The 15,342-nt window shown below is 54.3% G+C and carries 14 protein-coding genes; 8 read left to right on the forward strand and 6 right to left on the reverse strand.

Going from position 1 to position 15,342, the window contains the following annotated elements; translation table 11 throughout:
- Nucleotides 1–82: 82 nt before the first annotated feature.
- Entirely contained in the window at nt 83–706 is a 624-nt protein-coding gene (locus IEW52_RS00470) for a YceH family protein (RefSeq protein WP_188628117.1), read from the reverse strand.
- 320 nt (nt 707–1,026) lie between these two features.
- Between IEW52_RS00470 and IEW52_RS00475 the strand changes: the two genes are divergently transcribed.
- Complete coding sequence (locus IEW52_RS00475) at nt 1,027–2,910, forward strand: methyl-accepting chemotaxis protein (protein WP_188628118.1); 1,884 nt, start codon at nt 1,027–1,029, stop codon at nt 2,908–2,910.
- Nucleotides 2,911–3,039: 129 nt separating this feature from the next.
- A complete protein-coding gene (locus tag IEW52_RS00480; RefSeq protein WP_188628119.1) occupies nt 3,040–3,591 on the forward strand; it encodes a hydrolase in 552 nt (183 codons plus the stop codon).
- A gap of 111 nt (nt 3,592–3,702) precedes the next feature.
- Here the strand turns inward: IEW52_RS00480 and IEW52_RS00485 are convergent, their stop codons facing one another.
- The gene (locus IEW52_RS00485; RefSeq protein ID WP_188628120.1) at nt 3,703–5,127 is read right to left on the reverse strand and encodes an alanine/glycine:cation symporter family protein; all 1,425 of its coding nucleotides are present in this window, start codon (nt 5,125–5,127) and stop codon (nt 3,703–3,705) included.
- Between the two features lie 278 nt (nt 5,128–5,405).
- On the opposite strand from IEW52_RS00485, the gene tal reads away from it, so the two are divergent.
- The 6 genes from tal to IEW52_RS00515 all read left to right on the forward strand — a co-directional run bounded on the left by tal (nt 5,406) and on the right by IEW52_RS00515 (nt 11,318).
- A complete protein-coding gene (gene tal, locus IEW52_RS00490) occupies nt 5,406–6,365 on the forward strand; it encodes a transaldolase (RefSeq protein WP_188628121.1) in 960 nt (319 codons plus the stop codon).
- Between the two features lie 198 nt (nt 6,366–6,563).
- Complete coding sequence (locus IEW52_RS00495; RefSeq protein ID WP_188628122.1) at nt 6,564–6,755, forward strand: DUF3545 family protein; 192 nt, start codon at nt 6,564–6,566, stop codon at nt 6,753–6,755.
- 269 nt (nt 6,756–7,024) lie between these two features.
- Complete coding sequence (gene rcsF, locus IEW52_RS00500; protein WP_229667724.1) at nt 7,025–7,399, forward strand: Rcs stress response system protein RcsF; 375 nt, start codon at nt 7,025–7,027, stop codon at nt 7,397–7,399.
- Nucleotides 7,399–8,127, forward strand: a complete 729-nt coding sequence (gene tsaA / locus IEW52_RS00505) for a tRNA (N6-threonylcarbamoyladenosine(37)-N6)-methyltransferase TrmO (RefSeq protein ID WP_188628123.1) — start codon at nt 7,399–7,401, stop codon at nt 8,125–8,127. Before rcsF ends, tsaA begins: the two co-directional genes overlap by 1 nt.
- Nucleotides 8,128–8,235: 108 nt before the next feature.
- Entirely contained in the window at nt 8,236–9,960 is a 1,725-nt protein-coding gene (locus IEW52_RS00510; protein WP_188628124.1) for a proline--tRNA ligase, read from the forward strand.
- A 206-nt stretch (nt 9,961–10,166) separates the two neighbouring features.
- The gene (locus IEW52_RS00515) at nt 10,167–11,318 is read left to right on the forward strand and encodes a patatin-like phospholipase family protein (RefSeq protein ID WP_188628125.1); all 1,152 of its coding nucleotides are present in this window, start codon (nt 10,167–10,169) and stop codon (nt 11,316–11,318) included.
- Nucleotides 11,319–11,338: 20 nt separating this feature from the next.
- Here IEW52_RS00515 and hda read toward each other — a convergent pair whose 3' ends face one another.
- From hda to upp, 4 genes are all read right to left on the reverse strand, one after another.
- Nucleotides 11,339–12,058, reverse strand: coding sequence for a DnaA inactivator Hda (gene hda / locus IEW52_RS00520; protein ID WP_188628126.1), 720 nt, complete (start codon nt 12,056–12,058; stop codon nt 11,339–11,341).
- Between the two features lies 1 nt (nt 12,059).
- A complete protein-coding gene (locus IEW52_RS00525; RefSeq protein WP_188628127.1) occupies nt 12,060–13,061 on the reverse strand; it encodes a DUF2066 domain-containing protein in 1,002 nt (333 codons plus the stop codon).
- Between the two features lie 62 nt (nt 13,062–13,123).
- Entirely contained in the window at nt 13,124–14,392 is a 1,269-nt protein-coding gene (locus IEW52_RS00530) for a uracil-xanthine permease family protein (RefSeq protein WP_188628128.1), read from the reverse strand.
- Nucleotides 14,393–14,455: 63 nt separating this feature from the next.
- Nucleotides 14,456–15,082, reverse strand: a complete 627-nt coding sequence (upp, locus tag IEW52_RS00535) for a uracil phosphoribosyltransferase (RefSeq protein ID WP_188628129.1) — start codon at nt 15,080–15,082, stop codon at nt 14,456–14,458.
- Between the last annotated feature and the right edge of the window lie 260 nt (nt 15,083–15,342).

Raw genomic sequence — 15,342 nt, forward strand, 5'->3', positions numbered from 1 at the left:
GTTTTAACATCCCGCCAGGACGGGACTGCCAGCTAAAGCGGCAGACTACAAACAGACTCGTCTTTTGTAAGCGGCTCGTTTTTTATTCTTCCAGCTCTTGTATGCGGGCTTGCAGGCGGGCTATTTCGGCCTGCAGGTCGGTGACTTGCTGCAGTAGTGCCTGGTTGTCCTTGTCGTTGCCGGTGTCGGCGTAATGCTCGTAATCGGTGTCACCAAACAGGTGGCCGTAACGGGCATCTCGCTTGCCCGGCAACCTGGCCAGCTTGATGACATACGGCCCCTTTTCAATCAGACTTTGCAAGCCCTCTTCTACACCAGCAACCTCACTGAACTGATGCAGGCGCGAGGTGCGACTGCGCAGCTCACCCGGCGTTTGCGGGCCACGCAGCAGGAGTTCGCAAACAATGGCCAGCTCGGCGCTACTGAACTGCAGATCACCAAACTCGGTATTACAAAAGCGATGCTGATATTTGGCGGTGCGGGAGTTGAAGTCGGCACAGTTATTAACCAGATGTCGTGCCGAGAGCGAATCCAGCGCGACTTGCAGCTCGGCTTCGGTCAGGCTCATCACCGGCTGGCGATTACTTTTCTGATTGCAGGCATTGAGCAATGATTTCAGGGTCAGTGGATACACTTCTGGGGTAGACACCTGTTTCTCGATCAAACAGCCAATAATTCTTTGTTCCAATAGCGAAAGCACTTCCATATACCGACTCCTCAGTTTTATGTTCCAACCTACCGTAAAAAACCATAAACACCAATAAAAACTGATATTTAGCTACTATAAAGCTCTGTTGCTCACAGCCTTTCACCCGTCTTGAATATACAAATTCGTCAAGTATTTACCCTAGGCGCCGATAGAAATAACACCAGATCAACATTACCTTTACATACTGGCAATCAAGACAGAAAATGTGTCCCAACGCAAAACATAAGAATAAACACATTTAATCAGTAGGTTGCTCTGAAAGAAACGACTAGATTAGGAGTCGTTATCGAACACGCCATTACTAAAGGATTAGTTGTATGAAAATAACCCATAAGGTTGGCCTTGCCGCCGCCACCGTGCTGTTGCTGACCGTCAGCATCTTGTCGTGGATGCAGCTCTCGCAGGTAAAGGATGCCCTGCGCAGCCAGACTACCGCGGCCATCACCGAAACCAGCTCTACTCTGGCCAGCCAGATAGAAAACTGGCTTAACAGCAAGCTCAAGCTGGTCGACATGATGGCTCAGAGCATCAATCGTGATTACAGCCCCGAACAGGTACAACGCGTGTTTGACACCCCGCTGTTGAAAGATGAATTTTTACTTGTGTTCGGTGGACTGGAAAGCCAGAACGGCCGCAGCATCGGCAATGATCCAGGCTGGAATCCTCCCGGCTGGGATGCACGCCAGCGCCCCTGGTATCCGGTGGCCAAGCAGGCCAACAGAGCCGTACTGACCGAACCCTATGCCGATTCCGTCACCGGCGACATTCTGATTTCTGTGGTTTCCGCCATTCGTACCAACGGACAGTTTCAGGGTGCATTTGGTGGTGACCTCAGTCTGCAAACGGTCACCGATGCCATTAACCATATCGATTTCAACGGTGCCGGCTATGCCTTTCTGGTTGCCGAAAACGGTAATATTATTTCTCACCCCAACGCCGAACTGAACGGCCAGTCGCTGAATACCCTGTTTGAGGGCGTAAAACCTGAACTGACGCCCTCGATTACCAGCTATTCGTTGGCAGGCCAGCCGCACTGGGTTTCGTTCACCCCACTGACCCAGCTGCCAGGCGAAAACTGGTATATAGGCGTGATCTTGAATGAAGCCGTGGTAATGGCAAAGGCAGATAGCCTGCAATGGCAAACTCTGCTTATTTCCGTGTTCGGGGTACTGGTTAGCCTGGTCTTGCTGGTGTTACTGATGAGTAATCTGCTCAAACCGCTTGGTGGATTGCATCAATCATTGATCAACATCAATGGCGGCCAGGGGGATTTGACCAAACGACTGCCCATTCTGCGTGAAGATGAATTTGGCCTGGTTGCCAATGAATTCAACGGTTTTCTGGAGCACTTGCAAAAACTGATTGGTGAGGTGATGGAGAGTTCTCACAAGCTGAAAACCAGCATCAATGATACGTCCGGGCAATCGGAACAAGCCGAGAATCAACTGCAGGTGCAACTGCAGGAACTCGACCAGCTGGCAACCGCCATGCATGAAATGGCCGCTACCGCCAACGAAGTGGCCCAGCACGCCCAACACGCAGCCGAAGCCGCCAACGCAGCCAGTCTGGAAACCGAACAGGGCGCCCAGGTAGTGTCCCGTTCAACCCAGGCAATTGAGCGATTGGCCGCAGATATGGAAGACACCATGGTCTCGGTAAATGAATTGGCACAGCTGAGTCATAACATAGAGTCCATTCTGTCGGTCATCACGGGTATTGCCGAACAAACCAACCTGCTGGCACTGAATGCCGCCATTGAAGCCGCCCGGGCAGGAGAATCAGGCCGTGGTTTTGCCGTGGTAGCCGATGAGGTGCGATCGCTGGCCTCTCGCACTCAGCGCTCCACCCAGGAAATAGGCGGCATGATAGAAAAGCTGCAAAGCGGCGTGAAGGTAGCGGAAAGCAAAATGAAGCAGAGTCAGCAGCTGGCAGCACAGACGTCGGTGGATGCCACCGAGGCCAACGATGTACTGACCCGCATTCGTGATGCCATTACTCGTATCAACGACATGAATCTGCAAATCGCCACGGCAGCGGAAGAGCAAAGCGCCACCAGCGAGGAGATAAACCAGAACACCACCAACATCCGCGACATCAGCCAGGATGTGGCGACCGGTGCCGTGGCTCAGGTAAAATACTGTCAGGCCATGCTGGAACAAATGCAACAACAGAACAAATTGTTGGGAGAGTTCAAAGTGTGATCTCGCGTTAAAACCAGCTCACCCTCAAAGGCGTCCACTCACGGGCGCCTTTTTCTTTCGCACGCAAACACGGCATACTGATGACCAGACCTCGGCATCACAATATGCAGTCACCATCAGGAGAACAATATGTTAATGGAGTCAGGTAAAGCGGCGCTTATGGTTGTGGATGTGCAGGAAAAACTGCTGCCGGCCATCAATGACAGCGAGCAGTTGAATGCCCGTATTCAATGGCTTATTTCGGCCTGCCGGACCTTGAATACCCCGATATTATTTACCGAGCAGTATCCCAGAGGCCTGGGCCATACTGTGCCGGCCCTTACGGCGCTGGTCGAGCAGCCGCAGGTGGTAGAAAAAATGCACTTTTCGGTGGTGGCCGCCAACTGCCTGCCCGAACACTGGCAAGGCTACCCCCAGATCATCGTATGTGGCATGGAAACCCATGTCTGTGTACTGCAAACCGTGCTGGAGCTGGTGAAAGCCGGTAAAGAGGTGTTTGTGGTCGCCGATGCCGTGGGCAGCCGCACCGAGCAGAACCGCCAGTTGGGTCTGGAGCGGATGCGCGACGCCGGTGCACAGATTGTCAGCCGGGAAATGGTCATTTTCGAGTTGATGCATCAGGCCGGTACCGAACAGTTTAAAACCATCAGCAAGCAATTCTTGCGCGGCGAGCAACCTTAAAGGCGGGGAATGGGGAATGGGGAATGGGGAATGGCAGCATTGCCTAATCCCTAATCCCCAATCCCCAATCCCCAATCCCCAATCCCCAATCCTAATCTCTAATCCCCAAGCTTACTTCTTGTTATCCCAGATGCCTTCTTCCAGCTGGCTCTTAAGCTCGGGGTACTTGGCGGCATCAAAGGTAGGCAACTTGCCCAGTTTGCGCTGATCGTTGTAGTCCCTGGCCAGTTTTACCGCCACTCCCGACAGCAGCAGAATAGCCACCAGGTTGGTCAGCGCCATCATGCCCATGGACACATCGGCCATGGCCCAGATGGTAGGCAACTCGCCAATAGAGCCAAACATCACCATACCCAGCACAAACACCCTGAACGTGAACAATCCGGCTTTGCTGTCGTGCTCTAAAAACACCAGATTGTTTTCTGCATAGGCATAGTTGGCCACTATGCTGGTGAAGGCAAAAAACAAAATAGCAACGGCAATAAAAATACTGCCCCACTCGCCCACTTCATGAGACAGGGCTCGCTGGGTAAGCTCGATACCCGTAATGCCGGAACCGGGTTCAAATTGACCGGACAACAGGATAATGGAAGCGGTACAGGTACAAATAACCAGGGTATCGGTAAACACCCCCAGCATTTGCACATATCCCTGTGAAGCCGGGTGCGGCGGATAAGGCGAAGCAGACGCCGCCGCGTTGGGCGCCGAACCCATACCGGCTTCGTTGGAAAACAAACCCCGTTTAATACCGTTCATCATGGCCTGGGAAATGGCATAACCAATGGCACCGCCCCCTGCCTGCTCTAGCCCGAACGCCGATTTGATGATCAGCATGAACACACTGGGCAGCTCGGTTACATTCATGGCAACCACGACCAGTGCAATCAGCAAATAGGCCAGCGCCATCACCGGCACCACCAGCTCGGCAAAGCGGGCTATGGTACGCAGACCACCGAAAATAATCAGCCCTGCAGCAACCACCATGGCGACGCCAGATGCCCACGCAGGCACACCAAAGGCGACATCCATGGCTGCACTGATGGAATTGGCCTGAACGGCATTAAAGACCAGGCCAAAGGCGATGATCAAAAACACGGCAAACAGCATGCCCATCCAGCGCATCCCCAGGCCTTTCTCCATATAGTAGGCCGGGCCACCACGATAATTGCCTTGTTCGTCTTTTACCTTGTACAGCTGCGCCAGTGCACTTTCGGCGAACGCGGTAGACATGCCGATCAGCGCAATCAGCCACATCCAGAATATGGCGCCAGGGCCGCCCAGATACAGCGCCACGGCCACGCCAGCCAGGTTACCGGTGCCTACCCGGGCCGCCAGACTGGTACACAAGGCCTGAAACGAAGAAATACCGGCTGCATCGGAGCGGCGACTGTGTTTGAGCACAGAGAACATATGCCCAAAGTGACGAAACTGGATAAAACCAAGCCGTATGGTGAAAAAAGCGCCTGCGCCCAGAAGCAGGTAGATGAGCACGCTTCCCCAGAGCAGGTTGTTGATAAAGGCAATCGTTGTATCCATGAATTGAGTCCTGCTTAGATGAGTAATGGTTTTGCTTTGATTGAACCTATGCCACTCGGGCGGCGCCAACAAAGGCGCGCTAATGTAACAAATTTGGAGCAATCAGAAAAACCCTGATACTAAACCATCATCGGCAAGAAAAACGGCGACCAGTCCACTCTTTACGATCCGGTTGGTCAAAACGCGACCCCGGTCCGAAGCACGGCTTTATTTTAATGGCCCGAATGAGAGATACTGTGTCCCGTTTTTATGCAGACCCAAGCCAAGGATCCTGAATCATGACCGATAAACTCACCCAGCTAAGAGCCCTGACCACGGTAGTGGCCGACACCGGCGACATTGAAGCCATTCGCAAGTATCAGCCTCAAGACGCCACCACCAACCCGTCTTTGATCTTGAAAGCGGCACAAATTCCCGAGTACCAGCCTCTGCTGACCCAGTCTGTAGCCTGGGCAAAAAGCCAGAGCCAGGATGCCGACCAGCAATTGATGGATGCTTCCGACAAGCTGGCCGTGACGATTGGTTGCGAAATTCTGAAGTTGATTCCCGGTCGTATTTCTACCGAAGTGGATGCTCGCCTGTCGTTTGACACCCAGGCCAGCATCAGCAAGGCTCGTCATCTGGTGGCCTTGTATCAGGACGCCGGCGTGAGTCGCGAGCGCATTCTGATCAAGCTGGCCTCCACCTGGGAAGGTATTCGTGCCGCAGAAGTGCTCGAAAAGGAAGGTATCAACTGCAACCTGACCTTGCTATTCAGCTTTGCCCAGGCTCGCGCCTGTGCCGAAGCTGGCGCTTATCTTATTTCGCCTTTTGTGGGTCGTATTCTCGACTGGTACAAGCAAAACACCGAGCAAAAAGAATACACCGCCGAGCAGGATCCGGGTGTGGTGTCGGTGACGCAGATTTACGACTACTACAAGACCCACGGTTACAACACGGTCGTCATGGGTGCCAGCTTCCGTAACACCGGAGAAATTCTGGAGCTGGCGGGCTGCGATCGTCTTACCATAGGCCCTAACCTGCTGGAAGAACTGAGCCAGGCAACCGGCGATGTCGTGGTTAAACTGCAAGACAAGGGAGCCACACAGCCGCGCCCTGCTCCCATGACCGAAGAGCAATTTCGCTGGGAACATAATCAGGATGCCATGGCCACCGAAAAGCTGGCCGAAGGTATTCGCAACTTCGCCATCGACCAGAATAAACTGGAAACCATGCTGACAGCCATGCTGAACAAATAACGGCCGTCATTATCTGAATATATTTTATTTTTAGAATAAAAAGATAACTGCAAGTCAGCCATGCATAAAAGAGGCCGGTGTTATTTGACACCGGCCTCTTTTTGTAATCAAAAAGTAATATAAAACTTCTATTCTATAACTCTCCATGCTATATCCAATTGCGACTGCAACTGATTAACCAAACAGGAGGGAGCCCCCATGGAAAGGAGCAGCTTCAATCAGGAACTTGTAGTTACAGAATCCCCACGGGCCAAATCACGTGGGTCTGCCAAAAAAAGCAAGTGGCGGGAAATAGAAGCAATACAGGATCAAAAACGCTTACAAGAAGAACTTCAGCAATTCGACTGCACACTGGATATTGAAGAACTGGCAGCCGAACTTGACCTGTAAAGTTGAAAGAAAGCACGGATATAAATTCAAGCGCCCTCGGGCGCTTTTTTATTGTCCCATTTTAGATAATAACGCCAGCTCTGGCCTGATAAAATAAAAAATACCCAGAGCATGTCGAGCGGGGATTACTGGCGCAGGTCCAACGAGAGGCGAGGCCCGATACCGACCCGGGTGGTCAACATCCGCCTTTGTGCAAATTCATTCGACCTGCCGCGCTTTCTTGGTGCAGAATAGGGTTAGCTTCTTTTATAAATATAAGGACTTATCTTATGCAGCTGCGTCTTGTTGGTGTGGGTTTGCTGGCCGTTGCACTATCGGGTTGTGCCAATTGGGGCTTTGATAGCAATGTGTCGCCAGAAGGTATCAAGGATTATTACAAAGGCGATGACGTCGCACTTTATACCAAGGCCGAGCTGGATGGGGTCAATTACGTGACTTTAGGCTCGATAGAAGGTGAAGCCTGCCAGATAGAAACAAAAGACGCTCCACCGAAAGAAGCCGACGCGCGAGCCAGTATTCGTCGCCGCGCCGCCGACATGGGTGCCAACGGCTTGTTACTGGATCGCTGTATTCGTTTTGATGAAATGCCCGGCTGCATGGAACAGGTGCTGTGCAGTGGCCAGGCCATCAAGGTGGCCAGGTAATGCCGGACACAGGTTCAACCCCGGCGCCGCAAACGGTGCTGGACACCATAGGGGTCATTCGCTCGCCCTACAAAGAAAAATTTGCGGTGCCGCGCCAGCCAGGTTTGGTATCCAGCGCCACTGCGCGCCTGGAAATGCTGGCCCCCTACAATGAGCCCAGCGCCTTTCGGGGACTGGCGGAATTCAGTCATTTATGGCTGATGTTCGTGTTTCATCAAACCCAGGATAAAGGCTGGAACCCCACGGTTCGCCCACCCAGGCTGGGCGGAAACGAGCGAGTGGGCGTATTTGCCACCCGCTCTACCTTCAGGCCCAACCCGCTGGGGCTGTCCGTGGTTCGCCTGCTCGACATGTGCAAAGATGGCAACAAGGTGTGGCTGGAGCTGGGTGGCGTGGATCTGGTAGACGGCACGCCGATTGTGGATATAAAACCGTACCTGCCCTGGGTAGACAGCGTGCCCGATGCCCACGGCGGCTTTGCACCTGCAGCACCCGACCTGAGCATGGAAGTGCTGTTTTCGCCGGCGGCAGAGTTGGCCTGTGCCCGCTCGAGCATTGCCGACCTGCAGCAGTTTATTACCGAGGTGCTGGTTCAGGACCCCCGCCCCGCCTATAAACGCCAGCTGCAGGAATGGCAGCAATACGGGGTGCGGCTTTATCATTACAACGTGCGTTTTGAAGTTTTTGGTCACCTGACCCGGGTACTCAGCATAGAGCCCGACGAATAACCCCGATGTACAAGTTGGGCCGGCGGTATTTTGCCCTTCTGCCAGACCGGCCCCCCTGCTACAATTGGCCCCTTCCCATGGTTTTTAAGCTCAACAAGGTTCAAGCGCATGCGTACCACTCAATACTTGCTTTCCACTCTTAAAGAAACCCCAAGCGATGCCGAGGTGATCAGCCATCAGCTTATGCTGCGCGCAGGCATGATCCGCCGATTGGCGTCTGGCCTGTACACCTGGCTACCCAGTGGCCTGCGGGTATTGAATAAAGTGGCCGCCATTGTGCGGGAAGAAATGAACCGCGCCGGTGCGGTAGAAATGCTGATGCCGGTGGTACAGCCGTCCGAGCTGTGGCATGAAACCGGTCGCTGGGACAAGTTTGGCCCCGAGTTACTGCGTATTAAAGACCGTCACGACCGTGGTTTTGTACTGGGCCCAACCCACGAAGAAGTGATTACCTCGGTAGTGCGTAACGAAGTGTCTTCTTACAAACAGCTGCCACTGAACCTGTATCAGATTCAGACCAAGTTTCGTGACGAAGTACGCCCGCGGTTTGGTGTGATGCGCTCACGCGAGTTCATCATGAAAGATGCCTACTCTTTTCATACCAGCCTGCAAAGTCTTGAGCAAACCTACGAAGACATGTACCAGGCCTACAGCCGTGTGTTCGAGCGCATGGGTCTGGACTTCAGAGCCGTATTGGCCGACACCGGCGCCATTGGTGGCAGTGCCTCCCACGAGTTCCATGTACTGGCCGACAGCGGTGAAGATGACATCGCCTTTTCGACCGAGTCGGATTATGCCGCCAACATCGAAATGGCCGAGGCCGTGGCGCCCAAGGCCCAGGCCGATGCGCCCAGCCAGGACATGACGCTGGTGGATACGCCTGATGCCAAGACCATTGCCGAGCTGGTAGAGCAGTTTGATTTAAACATTGAACAGACGGTTAAAACCCTGCTGGTAAAAGCCGCCGAAGGGCAAGAGTCTACCCTGATAGCCCTGATGGTGCGTGGCGATCACGAGCTGAACGAAATCAAGGCCGAAAAACTGCCCGAAGTTGCCAGCCCGCTGACCTTTGCCACCGAAGAAGAGATTCGCGAGCTGGTGGGTGCCGGCCCGGGCTCTCTGGGTCCGGTCAATATGCCGTTGCCGGTGATTGTGGATCGCTCAGTGGCCGTCATGAGCGACTTTGGCGCCGGTGCCAATATTGAAGACAAGCACTATTTTGGCATTAACTGGGGCCGCGATGTGGCACTGCCTGCGGTTGCCGATTTGCGCAATGTGAAAGAAGGCGATCCCAGCCCTTGCGGCAAGGGCGTGCTGCAAATCAAACGCGGCATTGAAGTGGGCCACATTTTCCAGCTGGGCAACAACTATTCCAGCAAGATGAATGCCACCGTGCTGAACGAAGAAGGCAAGTCTACCGTGCTGGAAATGGGCTGCTACGGCATCGGCGTGTCCCGCATTGTGGCCGCCGCCATAGAGCAGAATCACGACGATCGCGGCATTATCTGGCCCGAGGCGATTGCTCCCTTCCAGGTGGCGATTATCCCCATGAACATGCACAAGTCCGAAGCCGTTCAAAGCGTGGCCAGCAAGCTGTATGACGAGCTGACCGCCGCCGGTATTGAAGTGATCTTCGATGACCGCAAAGAGCGCCCCGGCGTGATGTTTGCCGACATGGAGCTGCTGGGTGTGCCCCATACCGTGGTAATTGGCGACCGTAGCCTTGAGAAAGGCGTGGTGGAATACAAGACTCGCCGCGAAGGTAACAAGGTTGAAATTGCGACTGCTGATATGGCTGCGCAATTGATCGAGGCCATTAAAGCCGGAGCATAAACCTGGCTGTCGAGCCGCTCCAGGCCGTACGCTATCGGCTATAGAGAAAAACAAAAAAAATCCCGAGCCCCTTGGTTCGGGATTTTTTTGGCCAGGTGTTTGATGCCAGGCATGAGTGTGACGGGTTACGCTTCACACTTCCCGCTGTTATTGTTTCACTGACAGAGAATCCACCCCTTATACTGGGTGAAAAGGGAGTGTCATTAATGGAACTAGAAGCGAGTAATCCCTGCGCCCTGGTATTGACCGGTGGGGGCGCACGAGCCGCCTATCAGGTAGGGGTACTGAAGGCTATTTCCGAGTGTTATCCCCGTGGTCAGCCCATTCCTTTTCCCATTCTATGTGGCACCTCCGCCGGTGCCATCAATGCCACTGCGCTGGCATGCTATGCCTCTTGTTTTCACCTTGGGGTGCGTAAACTGGAATATGTGTGGCGGCACCTGAACACCGAAGATGTGCTGCGCCTGCAGGCGGGCAAAGTCATTCAGCACTCTCTTAAGAGCCTGTTGTGTGGCCTGCTGGGCAAACCGAGCCAGATTGCACTGCCCCTGTTCGATAACAGCCCGCTGGAGCGATTGCTGGAAAAGGTCATCGACTTTCAGCGTATTGATAACAACCTGTTATATGGAGCCCTGGAGGTGCTGGCGGTAACCGCCTCCAACTACAATACCGGCGACTCCACCACTTTTTATCAGGGGCGGCCTTATCATCAACCCTGGGCAAGAGCCGGTCGTTCGGGCCGCTCCGCCATTATTGCTCCGCCGCATTTAATGGCCACCAGCGCCCTGCCCTTTATTTTTAAACCCTGCCTGCTGCAGAACCACCACTATGGTGACGGCTCCATTCATCAGCTGAATCCGCTCAGCCCGGCCATTCACCTGGGGGCTCAGCGAATTTTAATCATCAGCCTGGCACCGGATGAAAGTGATGCCGACACCCTGCCCAGTGACCCCAGCAGCTCGGACATTGCCGGCCACTTGCTGGATACGGTGTTTACCGATGCTCTTACCTCGGATATAGAGCGGCTGCAGCGTATTAACAACACCATCAGGCTGGTGCCCGAGCGCAAACGCGAGCAATTGTCGCTGCGCCATATCGACAATCTGGTGCTCAAGCCCAGCCAGAATCTGGACGATCTCACCCACAAGCACTTTCACAAGTTGCCGTCTAATATTCGCGCGTTGTTGAGGCTGTTTGGCGTCAATGCCGGTGACGCCACCGGACTGGCCAGCTTTTTGCTGTTTGAACAGGGGTATTGCCGCGAGCTGATTGAGCTGGGTTATCAGGATACTCAGGCGAGGCTGGAAGAAGTGTGTGATTTTTTAGTGGTTGAACCCAGGTTAAAGCGCACCAGCTAAGTCCACTGCCACCAGAGCGCTTAAAAACCCAGAATCTCTTTTGCGAAGGGAATGCTCAATTTGCGCTTGGCCTGAAACGAGGCGTTATCAAGCAAGTCCAGGGCGGCCAGCAAAGTGCTCATGTCTCGGGACAGCCGGTTGAGCAAAAAACGCCCCACATCGGTGGGGAGCTTGAAGCCACGCAGCTCGGAGCGTAATTGCAGGGCACTGAGCTTGCCTTCGTCATCCAGCGGTTTTAGCTGATAGGCAACCCCCCAGTCCAGCCGCGAGGCCAGATCAGGCAGGCTCAGTCCCAGATTACGCGGCGCATTCACTGCGCTTATCACCAAAGAGCCCATGACCTTTTCTCGGCGACGATTGAAAAAGTTGAATACCGCCCGCTCCCAGGGCTCTATGCCGGCGATGGCATCCAGATTGTCCAGGCACACCAGCGCCAGCTGCTCCATACCATCCAGTATTCGAGGGGACATATTGTGATGGGTATCCAGCGAGATATAGGCCGCGGTTTCCCCTTCACCATCCAGTTCGGCACAGGCAGCGTGCAGCAAATGAGAACGGCCGCTGCCCTGCTGGCCCCAGATATAAAGCAGTTCGTCTCCCTGACCAATGGCGGCATTTTTAAGGGCCGTGATCAGCTGTGCATTATCGCCAGGATAAAAACTGCCGAAGGTTTCGTCATCCGGCAGTTGTACGGCCAATGCCAGCTGAGCCGGCTGGTTTTCTGCGTCGTCGTTTGTCACCCTAGCTCCCCGACCAGCTGAATGCGCGTTCACCCTGGGGGGTTAATCCGCTCACGCCACTCAGTGCGTGCAGGATGGCGGCGCGCGAGCCGGGCACGCTTAAACGATATCGTCCCTGATTTCCCACGCTGTCCACCACATACACAGACTCAACCCCCTCAAGCGCGCGCAACTGACGTTCCAGCAACACAGAGTCGGAAAACTGCCGCAACCCGGACACGACTATGGTCAGCTCACCGGCCGCGTCTTCCGTCGTCACCAGCGCTTGCGGCGGGGCGGTATTTTCTGCACGCAATGCCAGTACCGACGACGAGGGTGATGCTTGCCGAGCCCAATAGTCATTCAACTTGGCCATCAGGCCGCTGACGGCATCGGTATTGCCACTCAGCCGGCCTTGCAACAAGGGAGCAGTTTGAGCCGCTGTAAACAGCTGCCAGCGACCGGCTGCAGCAGTTTGAGTCTCATCATTGCGCTCTATGGCCAGCCAGTAATCGGCATCATAGCGCTCGCTGGCCTGGCGCAACGCCTTGTCATCAAAAGCCTGGGAGCCGTTCAATGTCATGTGATCTTCCAGGTCCCATAATGGCCATAGCAATGGCTGCTGGTAGCGGGCAGCGGCGTTTTTCCAGTCGCGACTGGCTTCGTTTCGCACCTGACCGTTTTGCCGCAGCCAGACCAACAAGCTCGGCTTGGCCGCTGTCGCAAACGGCAACCCGGCACTGCTCAGCAGCGCCGCTAATTCCTGGCCGTTAAACCGAGCCTGGTAACCCGGGCCTGACGACTCGCTTTGCAGGTAGCGACTTATCTCGCTGCGGGCCTCTTCCTGCGCCCAGGAATGACGGGCCTGCTCACCAGACAGACGAGCCAGCACTATGTCCAGTGCTTGCAGACGGGCCTCGTCCCGGCTGTAGGGAGCCGGGTTCAGGGTCACGTCAAATACCGATTGCGCTGTGGCAAGCGCAGAAAATACCCACAGCGCAGCCAGTAGCAGATTCTTTACCATTTCTTTGCCATCATTAAAAAGTCTGTTCCCATGATAACCACAGAGCCCCGTTCAAACCAGACTCAATGCGCTTGGGTTTTGGGTAAAACAAGATTCAAAAGAATACCCACAATACCGCACAAGCTGATGCCCTGCAGGCTAAAACCGCCGATGCCGAACGCCATGCCACCAATACCAAAGATCAGGATCACCGCCACTATGCACAGATTTCGGGCCTGGGATAAATCAACCTGATGTTTAATCAGGCTGTTCAGCCCCACGGTAGCAATTGAGCCGAACAACAAAATCATGATGCCGCCCATCACAGGGGTAGGAATGCTCAGCATCAGGGCGCCAAATTTGCCAACAAATGCCAGCACAATGGCAAAGCCCGCCGCCCAGGTCATGATCACCGGGTTGAAGTTTTTAGTCAGCATCACGGCGCCGGTCACTTCAGAATAGGTGGTGTTGGGTGGACCACCAAAACAGGACGCGCCCATGGTGGCCAGCCCATCACCCAGCAGGGTACGATGCAACCCCGGCTTTTTAAGATAGTCTTTACCGGTGACCGAGCTGATGGCCAGAATATCACCAATGTGCTCGATGGCAGGGGCAATGGCTACCGGCAGCATGAACAGCACCGCCTGCCAGTGCCATTCCGGGGCCACAAAATGTGGCATGGAGAGCCAGGCCGCATTTTGCACCGAAGAGAAATCCACCACCCCAAACCACAACGCCATGCCATACCCCACGGCAATACCCGCGGTAATGGGCACCAGACGAAACACGCCTTTGGCCATGGTCGACACCAGCAAGGTCGTCATCAGAGCCGGCAGTGACAGCCAGAGGGCAATATTCTGCGGTATCAGTTCGGCTGAGCCATCGCCCGCCTTGCCGATGGCCATGTTCACCGCCATGGGCGCCAGCCCCAGGCCAATCACCATGATCACCGGGCCCACCACGACCGGTGGCAGTAGTCGGGTCAACAAGGCCGTGCCGCGCCAGCGCACCAGCTGACTGAGCAGCACATACATGAGGCCCGCCGCCATCAGGCCACTCATGGTGGCAGGAATACCCCAGGTTTGTACGCCATATAAAATGGGGGCGATAAAGGCAAAAGACGAAGCCAGAAAAATGGGCACCTGACGCTTGGTACACAGCTGAAAAATCAGGGTACCAAAGCCTGCGGTAAATAGGGCCACATTAGGGTCCAGCCCCGTGATCAGCGGCATCAGTACCAGGGCACCAAAGGCGACAAACAGCATTTGCGACCCGGCCAGGGCTCGGCGCAGTGGCGTATTGGCGGCACTGGCAGGGGCAGCCAGACTCTCGTTTTGTTCTACTGAACTCATCTTTTCTTTACCTTGTTCGAACAGAAAAAAACCGGCCTGTGCCGGTTTTAATTTACCTATTGTTTATTTGGTACCAAAAATCTTGTCCCCGGCATCACCGAGGCCAGGAATGATGTAGCCGTTGTCGTCAAGCCGCTCATCAACAGATGCACAGTACAACTCAACATCAGGGTGCGCCGCTTCCAGCGCCTTGAGACCTTCTGGTGCCGCCACCAACACAATCACCTTGAAGTGCTGGCAGCCTTTTTCCTTTAACAGATCGATGGTGGCGATCATGGAGCCACCGGTAGCCAGCATGGGGTCGACTATCAGCGCCAGGCGCTCGTCTATGTGGCTGACCAACTTGTTGAAGTAATGCACCGGCTGCAGGGTTTCTTCATCTCTATATACCCCTACCACACTGACGCGGGCGCTGGGCATGTGCTCAAGCACGCCATCCATCATGCCAAGACCGGCACGCAGGATAGGCACTACGGTCACCTTCTTGCCTTTAAGCTGGTCAACCTCGGTAGGACCATTCCAGCCCTGGATGGTCGTTTTTTCGGTGTCAAAATCGGCAGTGGCTTCATACGTCAGCAAGCTGCCCACTTCTTTTGCCAGCTCACGAAAGCGTTTGGTACTAATGTCGGCTTCGCGCATTAGACCCAGCTTGTGTTTCACCAAAGGGTGTTTAACCTCAACGACTTTCATTCACGTATTCTCCCGATTCAGGCGATGCACAAAAAAACCGCGGAACTTTAGCATAAAATAGCGTACCACGGCAGACTTTCAGGGGGATTTTTTGCAAAATATGTCATGTTACTCCTGCTGTATCTGTTTTTTATGTCACAAGAACATAGACCATGAGCCAACGTTGGTGGCACTGCCTTGCGCATTAAATTAGAATAGCGGACGAAACAGTGACTAACAGACGGAACAGCCCGCATGCCTCTTCAAGCTTAGCGCTAAAT

The organism is Oceanisphaera marina (assembly GCF_014643915.1).
In the GTDB taxonomy this organism is placed as follows: Bacteria; Pseudomonadota; Gammaproteobacteria; order Enterobacterales; family Aeromonadaceae; genus Oceanimonas; species Oceanimonas marina.

Bases quoted from the DNA above. Each gene is read 5' to 3' on its own strand.
- IEW52_RS00495 (WP_188628122.1), top strand. From the start codon at position 6,564: ATGGAAAGGAGCAGCTTCAATCAGGAACTTGTAGTTACAGAATCCCCA.
- tal (WP_188628121.1), top strand. From the start codon at position 5,406: ATGACCGATAAACTCACCCAGCTAAGAGCCCTGACCACGGTAGTGGCC.
- upp (WP_188628129.1), bottom strand. From the start codon at position 15,082: ATGAAAGTCGTTGAGGTTAAACACCCTTTGGTGAAACACAAGCTGGGT.
- IEW52_RS00470 (WP_188628117.1), bottom strand. From the start codon at position 706: ATGGAAGTGCTTTCGCTATTGGAACAAAGAATTATTGGCTGTTTGATC.
- rcsF (WP_229667724.1), top strand. From the start codon at position 7,025: ATGCAGCTGCGTCTTGTTGGTGTGGGTTTGCTGGCCGTTGCACTATCG.
- IEW52_RS00515 (WP_188628125.1), top strand. From the start codon at position 10,167: ATGGAACTAGAAGCGAGTAATCCCTGCGCCCTGGTATTGACCGGTGGG.
- IEW52_RS00530 (WP_188628128.1), bottom strand. From the start codon at position 14,392: ATGAGTTCAGTAGAACAAAACGAGAGTCTGGCTGCCCCTGCCAGTGCC.
- IEW52_RS00475 (WP_188628118.1), top strand. From the start codon at position 1,027: ATGAAAATAACCCATAAGGTTGGCCTTGCCGCCGCCACCGTGCTGTTG.
- IEW52_RS00485 (WP_188628120.1), bottom strand. From the start codon at position 5,127: ATGGATACAACGATTGCCTTTATCAACAACCTGCTCTGGGGAAGCGTG.
- IEW52_RS00480 (WP_188628119.1), top strand. From the start codon at position 3,040: ATGTTAATGGAGTCAGGTAAAGCGGCGCTTATGGTTGTGGATGTGCAG.
- IEW52_RS00510 (WP_188628124.1), top strand. From the start codon at position 8,236: ATGCGTACCACTCAATACTTGCTTTCCACTCTTAAAGAAACCCCAAGC.
- tsaA (WP_188628123.1), top strand. From the start codon at position 7,399: ATGCCGGACACAGGTTCAACCCCGGCGCCGCAAACGGTGCTGGACACC.
- IEW52_RS00525 (WP_188628127.1), bottom strand. From the start codon at position 13,061: ATGGTAAAGAATCTGCTACTGGCTGCGCTGTGGGTATTTTCTGCGCTT.